Source organism: Candidatus Woesearchaeota archaeon, from assembly GCA_018303405.1.
Lineage (GTDB): Archaea > Nanobdellota > Nanobdellia > Woesearchaeales > JABMPP01 > JAGVYD01.
Genome location: JAGVYD010000009.1, coordinates 121,278 through 135,577, shown reverse-complemented (window position 1 = coordinate 135,577; position 14,300 = coordinate 121,278). Strand labels below are relative to the sequence as shown.

Annotated in this window: 13 protein-coding genes and 1 tRNA gene; 6 read left to right on the top strand and 8 right to left on the bottom strand. The window is 44.9% G+C overall.

What is annotated here, in order from left to right; translation table 11 throughout:
* Positions 1–62: 62 nt before the first annotated feature.
* The 4 genes from J4227_02230 (at position 63) to gatE (ending at position 6,275) form a co-directional block, all read left to right on the top strand.
* Positions 63–2,489 carry a CDC48 family AAA ATPase gene (locus tag J4227_02230; protein ID MBS3109322.1) on the top strand — a complete coding sequence of 809 codons (2,427 nt, stop codon included), beginning with the start codon at positions 63–65 and terminating at the stop codon, positions 2,487–2,489.
* Between the two features lie 74 nt (positions 2,490–2,563).
* On the top strand, positions 2,564–3,454 hold the full coding sequence (locus J4227_02225; protein MBS3109321.1) for a ribose-phosphate diphosphokinase: 891 nt from the start codon (positions 2,564–2,566) through the stop codon (positions 3,452–3,454).
* Positions 3,455–3,531: 77 nt separating this feature from the next.
* Positions 3,532–4,821, top strand: coding sequence for a Glu-tRNA(Gln) amidotransferase subunit GatD (gene gatD / locus J4227_02220; protein MBS3109320.1), 1,290 nt, complete (start codon positions 3,532–3,534; stop codon positions 4,819–4,821).
* 41 nt (positions 4,822–4,862) lie between these two features.
* Complete coding sequence (gene gatE / locus J4227_02215) at positions 4,863–6,275, top strand: Glu-tRNA(Gln) amidotransferase subunit GatE (GenBank protein MBS3109319.1); 1,413 nt, start codon at positions 4,863–4,865, stop codon at positions 6,273–6,275.
* Positions 6,276–6,323: 48 nt separating this feature from the next.
* On the opposite strand, the gene J4227_02210 is transcribed toward gatE, so the two are convergent.
* A complete protein-coding gene (locus J4227_02210) occupies positions 6,324–6,884 on the bottom strand; it encodes a hypothetical protein (protein ID MBS3109318.1) in 561 nt (186 codons plus the stop codon).
* A gap of 197 nt (positions 6,885–7,081) precedes the next feature.
* Between J4227_02210 and J4227_02205 the strand changes: the two genes are divergently transcribed.
* Positions 7,082–8,293, top strand: coding sequence for a glycosyltransferase (locus tag J4227_02205; GenBank protein ID MBS3109317.1), 1,212 nt, complete (start codon positions 7,082–7,084; stop codon positions 8,291–8,293).
* Positions 8,294–8,335: 42 nt separating this feature from the next.
* On the opposite strand, the gene J4227_02200 is transcribed toward J4227_02205, so the two are convergent.
* The 4 genes from J4227_02200 to J4227_02185 form a co-directional block, all read right to left on the bottom strand.
* A complete protein-coding gene (locus J4227_02200) occupies positions 8,336–9,076 on the bottom strand; it encodes a glycosyltransferase (protein ID MBS3109316.1) in 741 nt (246 codons plus the stop codon).
* Complete coding sequence (locus J4227_02195) at positions 9,069–9,848, bottom strand: alpha/beta hydrolase (protein MBS3109315.1); 780 nt, start codon at positions 9,846–9,848, stop codon at positions 9,069–9,071. Before J4227_02195 ends, J4227_02200 begins: the two co-directional genes overlap by 8 nt.
* The gene (locus J4227_02190) at positions 9,845–10,954 is read right to left on the bottom strand and encodes a hypothetical protein (GenBank protein MBS3109314.1); all 1,110 of its coding nucleotides are present in this window, start codon (positions 10,952–10,954) and stop codon (positions 9,845–9,847) included. The genes J4227_02195 and J4227_02190 overlap by 4 nt, the downstream gene beginning before the upstream one ends.
* 134 nt (positions 10,955–11,088) lie before the next feature.
* Positions 11,089–11,206: transfer RNA gene (locus J4227_02185), tRNA-Arg, on the bottom strand.
* Between the two features lie 132 nt (positions 11,207–11,338).
* Here J4227_02185 and truD point away from each other — a divergent pair.
* A complete protein-coding gene (gene truD / locus J4227_02180) occupies positions 11,339–12,355 on the top strand; it encodes a tRNA pseudouridine(13) synthase TruD (GenBank protein MBS3109313.1) in 1,017 nt (338 codons plus the stop codon).
* Here truD and J4227_02175 read toward each other — a convergent pair.
* From J4227_02175 to J4227_02165, 3 genes are read right to left on the bottom strand one after another with little or no spacing between them, the layout of a single operon-like run.
* The gene (locus tag J4227_02175; protein ID MBS3109312.1) at positions 12,338–13,093 is read right to left on the bottom strand and encodes an alpha/beta fold hydrolase; all 756 of its coding nucleotides are present in this window, start codon (positions 13,091–13,093) and stop codon (positions 12,338–12,340) included. The genes truD and J4227_02175 overlap by 18 nt on opposite strands.
* A 40-nt stretch (positions 13,094–13,133) precedes the next feature.
* Positions 13,134–13,769, bottom strand: a complete 636-nt coding sequence (locus tag J4227_02170) for an adenylate kinase (protein ID MBS3109311.1) — start codon at positions 13,767–13,769, stop codon at positions 13,134–13,136.
* A 21-nt stretch (positions 13,770–13,790) separates the two neighbouring features.
* Positions 13,791–14,261 (bottom strand): hypothetical protein, encoded by a 471-nt coding sequence (locus J4227_02165; protein MBS3109310.1) that lies wholly within the window; start codon positions 14,259–14,261, stop codon positions 13,791–13,793.
* Between the last annotated feature and the right edge of the window lie 39 nt (positions 14,262–14,300).

The following is a 14,300-nucleotide window of genomic DNA, read 5'->3' as shown; positions in this document are numbered from 1 at the left end:
TAAGGGCTGGAAATGCTTATTATTTCAATAGCAATGTTGCAAGGCAAAGCTAGGCGGACAAAATGGCAGAGAAAGAACTGAAACTTAAGGTGGCAGAAGCCATACAGGACGACGTAAACAAGGGAATCATCAGGATGGATTCCAGCTATATGCATGATATCGAGGTAAAGCCCGGCGACATTGTCTCGCTTAAGGGCGATCGTGAAACAGTTGCAATTGTTGACAGGGCCTATCCGGGCGATATTGGCCTGAACATCATAAGGATGGATGGCATAATAAGGCGAAACGCCAAGACAGGCATAGGCGAAGTTGTCTCAGTCAAGAAGGCTCAGGGAGTAAAGGAAGCCAAGAAGATAATCATTGCTCCTGCAAAAAAGGGGATAATGGTCCGGGCATCCTCAAACCTTTTCAAGCAGGGCCTGCTTGGCCGCGCGCTGATCAAGGGCGACATCGTTTCGCTCGGCGGCACAAGGACCCGAAGGAGCACAATGTCGCAGTCCCCGTTCTTCGATGATATTTTCAATGTCTTGGATGAGAACATGGCCGGCTTTGGGTTTGGCGACCTGAAGTTTATAGTTGCTGACTCAAATCCCAAGGGGCCTGTCATAATAACGGAAATGACCGAGGTTGAGCTGAATCCTGAGGCAGTTGAGCTGAAGGAAGAGGAGCTCCTGGAAGTCACATACGAGGACATAGGCGGCCTGGAAGAAGAGATAAAAAAGGTCAGGGAGATGGTCGAGCTTCCCCTGAAGCATCCTGAAATCTTTGAAAGGCTTGGCATCGAGGCGCCAAAAGGAGTCCTGTTGCACGGCCCGCCCGGAACAGGCAAGACCCTTCTCGCAAAAGCAGTCGCCAATGAGACCAACTCGCATTTCATACTTATCAATGGCCCTGAAATAATGAGCAAGTACTATGGACAGTCCGAGGAAAACCTGAGAAACAAATTCGAGGAAGCAGAGAAAAATGCGCCTTCAATCATTTTTATCGATGAAATCGATGCCATTGCCTCAAAAAGGGAGGAATCACGCGGTGAAGTGGAAAGAAGAGTTGTTGCCCAGCTGCTTGCCCTGATGGACGGCCTGAAAAGCAGGGGCAAGGTTGTTGTGATTGCAGCAACAAACATCCCTAACGCGCTTGATCCGGCCCTGAGAAGGGGCGGCCGCTTTGACAGGGAAATAGACATTGGCGTGCCGAGCAAGGAAGGCAGGCTGAACATACTCAAGATTCATACAAGAAACATGCCATTGATGACAAAAGGCCGCGAACGGGTGGACTTGACGCGGCTTTCTGAAGTGACGCATGGATTTGTGGGAGCTGATTTGGCAGCCCTGGCCAAAGAAGCAGCAATGATTGTGCTCCGCAGAATACTGCCTGATCTCAAGCTGCAGGAAGATGACCCAATACCTCATGAAACCCTTGAACGGCTGAAATTGACACAAAAGGATTTTACAGAAGCATTGAGGGTGGTCAGGCCATCAGCATTAAGGGAAGTTTTGATAGACATCCCCAATGTGAAATGGTCAGATGTGGGTGGGCTTGAGGATGTCAAGCAGCAGCTGCGCGAGGCTGTTGAATGGCCGCTAAAATTTCCGGAGGCATTCAAGCGAATGGGCGTCAAGCCGCCAAAAGGAGTTTTGCTTTACGGGGCGCCAGGCACTGGCAAGACAATGCTGGCCAAGGCCATTGCAACTGAAAGCGAATCAAATTTTATCAGCGTCAAGGGCCCGGAGCTTTTAAGCCAATGGGTGGGGGAAAGTGAGAGGGGAGTAAGAAAAGTCTTTGAAAAGGCCAGGCAAACTGCCCCGACTATCATCTTTTTTGATGAAATTGATTCCATTGCCCCGAGAAGGGGGGCGAGCAATGACAGCCATGCAACAGAGAGGGTGGTGAATCAGCTGCTTACCGAGATGGATGGCCTTGAGGCGCTCAATGACGTCATAATCATTGCAGCCACAAACAGGCCGGATATCATCGACACTTCACTGCTCAGGCCAGGCAGGTTTGACAGGATAATCCTCACGCCCATCCCTGATGAGGCAACAAGGTTTGAAATTTTCAGGGCGCACGCAAGCAAAATGCCCATTGACTACAAGACACTTCCAAAGGAAGTCCAGAATTTCAATGTTCCGGCATCAGCAGGAAGGGCTGCTGAAAGCAATGATTCCGAGGACAAAGACAGCAAGAAAAAAAAGAAGGCCGAGCAGCCTGAACCAGCTCCCCATGACAGGCTGATGTCATATCTCGCGTCTAAGACAGAGGGCTATGTTGGCGCTGATATAGAAGCCATTTGCAAGGAAGCTGTTATCCAGGCCCTGCGCGAGGACCTCAAGAGCAATTTTGTCACATTCTCAAATTTCCAAAAATCCCTGGAAAGAGTCAGGCCTTCAGCCAACAAGGAAGTGGAGAAGTCATATGAGGAGCTGGAGCAGCACTTCAGGACGGCAAAAGCCAGGGAAATGCAGGAAGAAAAGCCGGCTTACATGGGATAATTTTATCAGATTTATCATTTCATTTTTTGCCATTTTTTTCATAACTTTTATATAATCATTCATTCAATTTTCCATTGATAAAAATGATAATTGTCGGCTGCTCGGCATCACAAGGATTGGGGAAGAAAATTGCAAGAAAACTCCATAAAAAATACTATGACCTGAAGGTTGGCTCATTTCCAGACGGCGAAACCCACCTCAAATTCTCAAACAAGGTCAGGAACAGGACAGTTGTCCTGGTCCAAACGCTGCACAACCCCAATGAAAAGCTCATTGAAATATTATTGGCAGGCTACACTGCCAAGGACCTTGGCGCAAGGAAAATCATACTGGTGGCCCCCTATCTTGCCTACATGCGGCAGGACAAACGGTTTCATGCCGGCGAGGCAGTGAGCAACAGGATAATAGCCAAATTGTTCAAGGTCTTTGACGAAATAATCACTGTTGACCCTCATCTGCACAGGATAAAAAGCCTCAGGGAAATATTCAGGATGCCGGCATATTCGCTCACCGCAAATTACCTTCTTTCTGAGTATATAAGGAAAAACATCAGGAATGCCGTTGTGGTTGGCCCTGATGCTGAATCATACCAGTGGGCTTTGGGCGTGGCCAGGAGTGCGGGATGTGAGGCAATTGTCCTGAAAAAGAAAAGGTATAGCTCCAAAAATGTCAGGATTAAGCTCCACGACCCCGGGATTGTGCGTAGCAGGAATGTTGTCATCGTTGATGATATCATAAGCACGGGCCATACAATGATGGAAACAGTAAAGCAGGTTAAGCAAGCCGGGGCAAAGAAAATCTATTGCCTTTGCGTGCACGGCGTTTTTGCCGGCAATGCGCTTGCAAAGCTCAGGAAGCTCGGCGCAGCAGTTGTGTCAACAAACACCATTGAGAACCCTGTTTCCCTGATTGACTGTTCACCTTTGGTTGTCAAGGCTTTCACTGATTATAATAAGAGAAAATAGTTTTTCTTTGCGGCGTTCCATTAATCATTCGTTCAATTTGAACAAACTATATAAATAATGATTTGCTCTGCTGTTCCATGGAAAAGCCAGGCGACATCATCCGTGTTTTTACCACAAGTGAAGCTGTAGAAGGCATTCTGATGCCAAACGCAGGCGAGTTCTTGGTCATAAAATTGTCGTCAGGTTACAATCTGGGGATTGACAGGAAGAAAATAACGAAAATTGAGCTGGTCCAAAAATATTTTCCAGAAACATCTAAGCCAAAGGAAGTTGCACAGGAAAATGGGCTTCCAACAATTTCAATTCTGCACACAGGGGGCACAATTGCCTCAAAAGTTGATTACCAGACAGGGGGTGTTATTGCCAGGTATTCGCCGGATGAACTATTGGGGATGTTCCCTGAACTTAGCGATATTGCAAACATCAAGTCAAGACTGATCAGCAACATGTGGAGTGAAGACATGAATTTTGCACACTATAATGCCCTGGCAGAGGAAATCCGGGCCGAGATCAAGGATGGCACAGACGGGATAATAGTGACTCACGGCACAGACACTTTGCACTACACTTCAGCTGCACTGAATTTCATGCTTCAGAATCTTCCGGTACCTGTGCTTTTGGTTGGCTCGCAAAGGAGCTCGGACAGGGGCAGCAGCGATGCCGGATTGAATCTTCTCTCAGCGGCATATTTCATTTCAAAGCAGAAGGATTTTGCGGATGTTGCTGTCTGCATGCATGGGGGAATAGATGATGAATGGTGCTTGATCCTGCCTGGCACAAAAAACAGGAAAATGCACAGCTCAAGAAGGGACGCATTCAGGGCCGTCAATGTTTTGCCTTATGCAAGGGTTAATTTTCATGAAAACAAAATCCAGTTTCTTGACAAAACTTACAGAAAGCCAATGAAGGATGCCCTGCGGATTGCAAATTTTCGGAAGAATATCAAGATTGGCCTGTACAAGGCGCATCCAAACATGTACGCAGCAGAATTGGAGGCTTTCAAGGGCTATGATGGCTTGATCCTCGAGGGTTATGGCATTGCCGGCAATTTTCCGGTAAACAAAATTGATGAAAATACAAAAGAAAATGACCTGATTGCCGCAGCAATTTCCAATCTGTCCAAATCCGGCGCAATTGTCGCTGCCACAACCCAGACAATTTATGGAAGCGTAAATCTGAATGTCTACCAAACCGGAAGGAAAATGCAGGACCTTGGTATTATTGGGAATTACACTGACATGACTCCCGAAACCGCATATATCAAGCTGGCATGGCTGCTGAGCAATTATCCAAAAGACCAGGTACCCGTGCTTTATGTCAAAAACATTGTTGGCGAAAACAGCAGCAGGCTCGAATTCAGCGAATAAAATGAAGACAATCAAAATAACTGATGCAAAAAGTGTTGAAAATGAATTATAATGAAATTGGGTTTAAATGCGGCCTGGAAATCCACCAGCAGCTCGATACAAGCAAGCTTTTCTGCAATTGCAGCTCTGAAATAAGGTCTGGTAAGCCCGACAAAATGTTCAGGAGACGCTTAAGGGCGGCTGCAGGGGAATCCGGCAGAGTTGATGCAGCGGCGGAGCATGAGCAAAAAAAAGGCAAATATTTCGATTACCAGTATTACAATGGCGGTTCCTGCCTTGTCGAGCTGGATGAAGAGCCGCCAAGGTGCATCAATCAGGAGGCATTGCAGGTTGCCATCCAGCTCTCGCAATTGCTTAACATGAAAATTTCTGACCAGATTCAGGTGATGCGCAAAACAGTTGTCGATGGCTCCAATACAACAGGCTTCCAGAGGACAGCCCTGGTGGCCAGGGACGGTTTTATTGAAACATCAAAAGGCAGGGTCACCATCCAGACATTATGCATTGAAGAAGAATCTGCGCAATTGATTGAAAGAAACAAAACTCATGATGTCTATAACCTTTCACGCCTTGGGATTCCGCTGATTGAGATTGCTACCGGCACTGAAATTGTTGATCCAACGCATGCCATGGAAGCAGCGGAGAAGATTGGAATGATTTTGCGCAGCACCAGAAAAGTAAAAAGGGGCATTGGCACAATCCGCCAGGATGTAAACTTGTCAATTGCTGGAATGCCTCGCATGGAAATCAAGGGATTCCAGGAGCTAAAAAGCATACCAAAAATCATTGACTGGGAAATCAGGAGGCTCGAGCATGCAAAGTCCAAAGGAGAAAAGATGGCATCAGAAGTCAGAAAGGCCGAGCCTGACTTCACGACCAAATTCCTAAGGCCCATGCCTGGCGCAGACAGGATGTACCCCGAAACAGATGTCGTCCCAATTGTCCCCAACATGGACAAGGCTGATTTGCCCGAGCTGATAGATGAAAAGGCAAAAAGATATGAGAAGGAATTCGGGATTAGCAGGGAATTGGCAGGCCTTGCGGCGCATAATCATCTTGACCTGGACGCATATGCCGCCAGGTTCAGAAATGTGAAGCCGGGCTTTATCGCTGAGTTTTTCCTGACCCTTCCCAAGGAAATCAAGAGAAGATATGACTTGTCAATTGAGCCGGGCAAGTATGCTGATGAAATATTGGCCAGGCTGGACCAGGGCAAGGTTCCAAAGGAGGCGGCCATAGAAATTCTGGTTGAGTTTGCCAAGACCGGCAAGGCTGATTATTCAAGATTTGCCGGCATCCCTGACGGAGAGCTTGAGGCCGAAATCAATAAAATCGTGGAGTCCAATCCTGGAAAAAGCCAAGGAGCATTGATGGGCATGGTGATGGCCAAATTCCGCGGCAAGGCAGACGGGAAGAAGATAGCAGACTTTCTTAACAAGATTTTAAAAAAATAATGTGCCTGGCCATTTTACAAGGTTCTTAACCTTGCCTTATACCAAAACTCATTCAGTTTCATAAATCTTGCTGAAGAAGCTTACATAAATCATGTGTGTAAACTCCATGATGAAAACAAGCCATACTGCAAGAAGTTCAAGCTTGAATTTTGTCGCGATCACTAGAAACAAAATAAGTGCAACAGTTGCCAATGAATTTGTCTTCATCTTTTTATCCACAAATTCCTTTTTCTTCCTGTTTTTTTCAGTCTTGTTGGCAATATAATATTTTATAACGGACAGGACAAAAAGTATTAGGCAGTCAAGAAGCCAGATGACGGCCTTGTTTTCAAGGCCAATCATGGGTATGTAAAACAGGCCGATGAGCAATAATACCATGAGATAGTCAAAAAAATATTCTTGTATGGTGCAGCTGGGCTTCACACTCATGATAAAATAAACATAGCCCCACCAAAAATAAAAAAGCGTGATCATGGCAGCGGTGAACATCGCTATTCCCAACGAATTTTTGATGTTGAGTATGGCAACAAAGCTCATCACAAGGATCGCACCAAAAATGATGTTCGCAAAAATCAACTGGTTCTGCATGTTGAGTTTGCTTTTTTCCATGTGATTCCTTCCTGTTGCCCAGTATCAATTTTTCAAAACGCGCCATAGCTTATTTTTCGTAATTTATTTTTCCTCAATGACATATCATTTGAATATCACATGCACCATTCCCCAATTTTTGACTATTATCCAGTTATAATATGTTACTTTATAAACCCTCGCAAAAATATTTAAACAGGATTATCAAATAATGGACTATGAGGATCGCCATATTCACAGACACCTTCTATCCGAATGTCGATGGTGTATCAATAGCAATCGCGAATTGCGTTGAAATACTGGCAAGAAAGGGGCATGAAATCCTAATTGTGGCGCCAGACTACGGATTATCAAAGGAAATGAATCTTGCCAAGAATGTTACCGTTCAAAGAATATTTTCAGTTAGCATGCCTACTTACAGGAGTTTTAGGTTTGTTTTTCCACTTTATGGGAAATGCCTGCAATCAGTCAGGTCGTTCAAGCCAGACATCATCCATATTGAGACCTATTCAACACTTGGCTATCTGGGCGCCAGGATAGCAAAAAAACTGGGGCTCCCTTTGGTCGGCACATACCACACCCTTGCATCGGAATTTGTAAAATACCTTTCCCCCCTGAACCTTTTCGGCATCAACGGACTGATTGAAAATATCATCCCTCATAAAATGAGCCAGACATTGCCGCCGAAAAAAGACGGTTTCATGAAACGCACGATTTGGAGGACAACAATCCGGCTTTATAACAAGTGCAACTTGGTAGTCACTCCTTCGCCATCAATAAAAGGCGAATTGGAAAGCAGGGGTCTGAAAAAGCCAATTTTGCCGATTTCTAATGGGATAAAGGTGGAAATCTTTGCAAATAAAAGAAAATTTCCAAAAAAGCCACGAAAAATACTCTACGTTGGACGAGTTAGCTATGAGAAAAGGGTTGATCTGGTGATTTTTGCGTTCAGCCATGTCATAAAATCTGTTCCTGACGCACACCTGACAATAATCGGGCAAGGGCCCGCACTGGGCTCAATCAAAATCCTGTCTGAAAAGCTGGGGCTTTCAAAAAATGTCAGCTTTATCGCGTTTATGAAACAGGAAATGCTGGGTGGCTACTACAGGCAGAGCGATATTTTCATGACAGCTAGCCCGATGGAAACCCAGGGGCTGGTCTTAATTGAGGCAATGTCCTGTGGTTTGCCATGCATAGGGGTTGACAGGTTTGCCGTGCCGGACGTGATTCATCATGGCATAAATGGATATGTGGCAAGGCAAAATTATGCGCAGGAAATGGCGCAGTATGCAGTCAGGCTTCTCTGCTCGTCAGGGCTTTACGCAAAAGCATCAAAAGCAGCCAGGCAAGAGGCGCTCAAGCACAATCTGAAAAAATGCGTTGAAAAACTTGAAAAAGTCTATCTGGGCCTGGCGCCCATAAAGCATTGATGCATCATGAATTCAAGCCCTCTTATGCCGCACAGCTGGTAATTATCGTATTGGCTTCCACTGCCTTGATATGGACTTCTTGAATACAAATGCATACAGGCCATTGTAGCAGTACCTAATTGTTGTAAGGAAATATCCCTCCTTCCTGTAGCGTCTGGCAGATTCATAGACTGTAATATTGTTGAGGTATGTCAGTTTTGTAAATCTCATGAGTCGCTTGAAAAGTTCTACATCTTCAGCCACGTATATCTCGGGAACATAGCCGCCTGCTTTTATGAACAGGTCCTTTCTCACTATCTGGCATTCCCCCCTGGATCCCCAAAGCCCAATTTTATTTGAAAACCAGACGTTGAAATTGAAGAATCCCTGCATCACATTGTCGAGCCAAATAGCTTCGCCTGGCTTGACCATTATCTTCACTGAGCAGGCTCCGGCGCCGTTTTCCTTGAATGCTTCCTCTATCTTTTCGATAAAATGTGTGTCATAAATCCTGGTGTCAGCATCTATGAAAGCAAGGATTTCCCCTTTTGCAGCTCCTGCTCCAATATTCCTTGCAGCCGAGGCATTCCTGCTCTTGTGCTCAATCACCCTTATCCCTTTAAGCCCGGATTTTCTTGCCAAGGCCGCCGTCCTATCTTCTGAGAAGTCGTCGGAGACAATCACCTCGAAATCCTTGTGCCTTTGCCTCTTGAGGTCTGAAAGAATCCCGTCAATATACATTTCCTCATTATGCGCCGGTATTATTATGCTTATCATCTTTATCCCATTGTCCCATTCATCCAATTGCCGCCTTGCAGGCTCTTAAGAGCTCTCTGGGATTTTGTGTCAGCGGATTGTGGCCTGACCGTATTATCTTGACCCTGATGAGGTCATTCTGCTCGGCGATGTTGTAAACAGCGCTCTTCCTTATGAAAATATCCTTTTCGCAAAGTATTATCAGGACCTTTTTTTTGATCTTTTCCAGATTCATTTTTGTGTTTATCAAGAGCTTTATTACTGTAAAGCCGTTTGTCAAGGATGTCCCCCTGATGTCAAGGCTCGGCCTATACCAGAATGGCTTATTTTTGTATTTGTGGAAGTCGTTTAGCCTCAATGCCCGGTTTTTCTTGGAAAATGGCCTGATGAAAATAAGCATGTATGACGATAAGACGCTGAACAGCCATGGCAGCCTGACAGTCTCGGAAGAAAATGGCGTAATAAGTATCAGGGAATGTGCCATTCCTTTATACCTATTGGTGAATTCAACTGCAATTGCAGCCCCGAGGCAATTGCCAATCAGCACGCTTTCCTGGGCATTTTCATGCTTCAAGACAATATGGAGGTCCTCGACCATATTTCCAATACTAATGCTGCCCCTCCCTGACCCACCATGATTCCTGATATTCAGCGCAATCCAGTTCAGTTCCCTATACTTTGAAAGGAATGGTTTATACACAGTATAATTGCTCGCGTCGCCGTGCAGGAATACCAGGAATTTTCTGCTATTCTTCACCGGCTTGTTGAATGCATAGCTAATCTTTGTCCCGTCAAAGCTGGTTATGCTTTTAAGCTTCATGCTCCCACCAGGTGCCTCAGCAGCATTGAGCTCCACAGCATCCCATCATCTGAGCAATAAAATCTGCCCATCAAAGGCTTGCCATTAGGCTCCAAAACCTCATAGAAATTCTGATAATGCTCCACTATCCCGCTAACTTTGTCCAGATAAAAGGCATACATCTTTGAATCGCCTTCTTTGACAATATCAAGATAGCACATCCCAAGATGGAGCCAGCAGGCATCATGCTCCCAATCCCCTGCAAAAATATTTTGCCAGATCATGTCATGTTCCCTTGTTTTCTTATGAAAATAGCGAAGAGGAACTGGATAATCCAGCTCATTCCTGCGCATTGTCTGGATGACACTCTTAAGCATCTTTTTCTCTGTAAAAATGCCGCACCAGAACGGGAACACATTTGCATCGCCAGTTATTGCATTGTTGCCTGACAGGTCATCTATGAAATGCGTCTTTTTCCAGAAATTGTCCTTAATCCTTTTCTTGAAATTCATCCCCCTGAATGGGTTATTGAGCTTTGCCTTGCCAATTTCACCGGCGAGCATGGCCATCATGCAGTTGTGGTAGCACGGGGAGACCCTCAGGGCATAGTCTTTCATGCCGCTGATGTTCCGGTCAGGCTTGACAAGCCCTGTTTTGGGGTCATAAACCCTTTTATAATATTTCATTATCTCCTTATTCAGAAAATCCTTGTGTTTCATGATTAAATCCCTGGCACCCGCAAGGTTAAGGCTGCGGAGCAGAAAAGGCAAAGCGTCTGATGAAAAGCTCGGAAATTCAAAGGGCTTGCCATTTGGCGAAATGATTTGTGTGATTTTGCCATGCCTTGCGAAGGTATCCAGCGCATATTCCAATGTCATGGCAACCTTGTTTTTCTGGCCTAGCCTGATAAGCGCCTCAGTGCATATGCCAAAATCCCTGCAATAGAATTCAGGATAATTGCCCCTGCTCACCTGGAAATATTTCTTTTCCCTGTTCCAGCAGTGCTCGATTATCTGCAGGCAGATCTCAGCCGCACTGCCGGGATATTTCATGTAGCCGTCACGCCTGATTCTTCCCGCACGGCGAAACATCCTGTACCCTTCCGGGATATGGATTAGGCTTAGCATAATGATCTATGTCCATTTGCTTATGTGCTTTAAACGCGCCCGCGGGAATAGTCACTTCGCTTTGCTCCGTTCGTTTCCCGCTTTTCGCGCATAATTTCGTCTTACATAAGTTTCACTTTACAGCGAAATTAAAACGCGCCCGCGGGGATTCGAACCCCGGACCTATAGCTTACTTTTTGGGGACGCCCAAAAAGTGTTAGGGCGTCAGACCAAATAGGAGGCTATCGCGCTTCCAGGCTGCGCTACGGGCGCAAATGGAGTGTCATTTGATACCGCACTTAAGGAGGCGCTCATTGCATTTGGCCCTCCGAACCACTGTTCTCCATTATGCACTGGAACAATATGCGGGCAAACGCTTTAAAATCTTTCCCATTTCTAGCCGATATGTACAAAATAAAGCAGGTTAATGCTGATTTCAGGGTACTAGAGGACCTCAAGCCGGACTTCGGGGATAATGGCACTTATTCATATTATCTCCTTGAAAAGGAAGGGGTATCCACAGGCGAGGCCATATCCCGGCTCGCGAGGCATTTCGGCATCGAGAAGAAAAAGTTTGGCTATGCCGGCAACAAGGATAAAAGGGCGCAGACTCAGCAAGTAATCTCTATCCAAGGAATAATCCAAAAACAGCCTGTTGAGCTTGGCAACCTGTCTCTTAAATATCTTGGCAGAGGCCATGAGCGGATTAATCTGGGTGATAATTCAGGAAATAATTTTGAGATAGTGGTTCGAAACCTTGACGCAAATGCCATCCACAACAAAATTTCTTTCATTCCAAATTATTTTGATACGCAGAGATTTTCAACTGCTAATTTTCAAATCGGGATATCAATAATACAGAAGAAATGGAATGATGCATTAAGCCTTTTAACAGCTACAAAGCAACTGCAAAAACATGATGTCGATACAATGCATGGGCACTCAGATCCAATAAGGCAAATACGCACTCTTGATAAAAGGCTTTTGATGATTTTTGTCCACAGTGTCCAAAGCAAAATTTTCAATGAGCTTTTATGCTCTTGTATAAAATCAGGCAAGGGGAAATACAGGGAATTTATCGACAATGGTATGGAATTTTGTTTTCCGGAAAATAAAAGCAGCGAGCAAGAGCTTCCCTTGGTGGGGTTTGGCACTGAAATAAATGAAGAATCTCTAATGCATAAATTGAATGAGCTATTATCAAAGTATGGAATTAGGCAGCGTGATTTTATCATACGCGAATTGCCTGGCCTGAGCAGCGAGGGCCATTTGCGCAAGGCATTTGTCGATGTCCAAAATCTCACTATTTCAGATTTAGAAGACGACGATTTGAACACCGGGAAGAAAAAATGCACGGTTTCATTCTCCCTGCCAAAAGGAAGCTATGCAACAATTGTGATTAAATCAATGTTTGGGCAGTGAATGGATGATGAAGTTATAGATTGCCATCATCATGTCCTTTTTCCTCTTTTTTCCGCTGAACTCATGGTCTGCCCCTGTTATGGTTACCATCATTTTTTCTCCATCCAGGCTTGAGAAAAGTTTTTTTGCGTGTGAAATGGGCACCGTTGCGTCTTTGTCGCCATGTACAATCAATGCCGGGACTCTGATTTTGTTTGCGCGCAAGTATAGATTGTGTTTCGCGCCGTTTTTGAAGAATGCAAAATCAATTGTGCCAAATCCTGTCTTGATGGATTTTTTTCTTTCCCATGCTGCCTTGCTGGTCTTGAATGATTTTAGCATATGTTTGCCATATTCTGATAATGGGCATTTCAATACCAGAAAATTCGACGCATTTTCCCCTGATTCAAAATCAACTGCAACCGCTCCGCCAAAGCTTGAGCCATAAATCCCGAATCTTTTGAATCCATTTTTTCTAAGCCAGGCAATTGCATCAGCCAGGTTTTGCAATGCCGTGTCATGCGTGATCTCGCTGAACTTGCCCATGCTTTTACCGTGCCCGGAAAAATCAAAGGCAAAAGTGCAGATGCCTTTTCTGTTAAGCATTCTGCTTAATCCACGGATTGTGCTGCCATCTTTATTGCTGGAAAGCCCATGGCAAAAAACAATGGCAAAATCATTAAGCATCATATTTTTTGGCTTGCTCAGAACAGCACTGACTTTTATCCCTCTGCTTTTGAAATAAACTGATTTTTTCATTGGTCCCTTGAATAAGTCCCGTGGGGCAGATGGCTGCTCCTCATATCAATTTTTTCAGTTTGAGCTGGCTTATAATGTCCTCAAAAACATCTTCAATTGCCTGCTCGCCATTGATTTTGATGTGCACTTCCTTATAGAAATCTGTCAGTGGCTTTGTATCTTTGTGATAAATCTCGAGCCTTTTCCTGATGGCTTCTTCTTTGTCATCTTCCCTTTGGTAGAGCCTGCCTCCACACTTATCGCACACATCCCTCTTTTTCGGCGGATTGTAGGCCGTATGGTAAACAGCGCCGCATTTGCAGGTTCTTCTCCCTGATATCCTCCTTATTGCCTCAGCATCAGAAATGTCTATTTCTATCAGGGCATCTATTTTTGCAATATCTGAAAGGGACTTGGACTGGCTCAGGTTCCTCGGAAAGCCATCCAGCAGGAAGCCATCTTTGCAGTCATCCATTGAGAGCCTGTCCCTGACTATGCCTATCACAACGCTATCAGGAACCAGTTTCCCTTCCTTTACAAACTTGTTGGCTTCGAGCCCCAGTTGGGTGGATTTTTGGATATTTTCACGGAGGATATTCCCTGTGGAGATATACGGAATGCCCATCTTCTCTACCAGCAGTTCAGCCTGGGTGCCTTTGCCACAGCCCTGTGGTCCCAAAAGAATAATCCCTGCCATCTTTGCACCTCAAAAAATGCACTAGCCAAAATAACCCAGTTTTTCCTCTATTTGTGACTCTTTGTTCCATCCAATCTTGACATTCTCAAAATATTTCAATACCTGTGTCCTCAGTATTTTCCATCTGTCTCCAAAATCGCGTATAAACTCTGCATTGAGCTCATCATTCCCCTGGATTTCCAGGATAAGGGATGAAGAATGCAAAGACATTAGCTCCTTGTAAATGAGATAAACCTTTTTCTTGTCCTCTTCATTAAATATGCCAACCTCATACAGGTTTTGAAGGTTGGTGTCGGGCTGAAGCCAGGACTCCAGGACTTTTGCTATCCATTCTATTTTCTCGTGCATTTTTCTCCTGACTTCCCTCAGGGTTAAGCGTTCCGGCTCTATCATGTCAATGTCAAAATTCTGCTGCAGAAAACTGTAATCTGGCAACCTGTACTTCTTTTCCAGCAGAGCATATGTCTTTTTTGGGTCTGTTTTGTCGGGCATGATTTACAGGTTGCAATACCTGTTTAAAAAGTCTTTCCT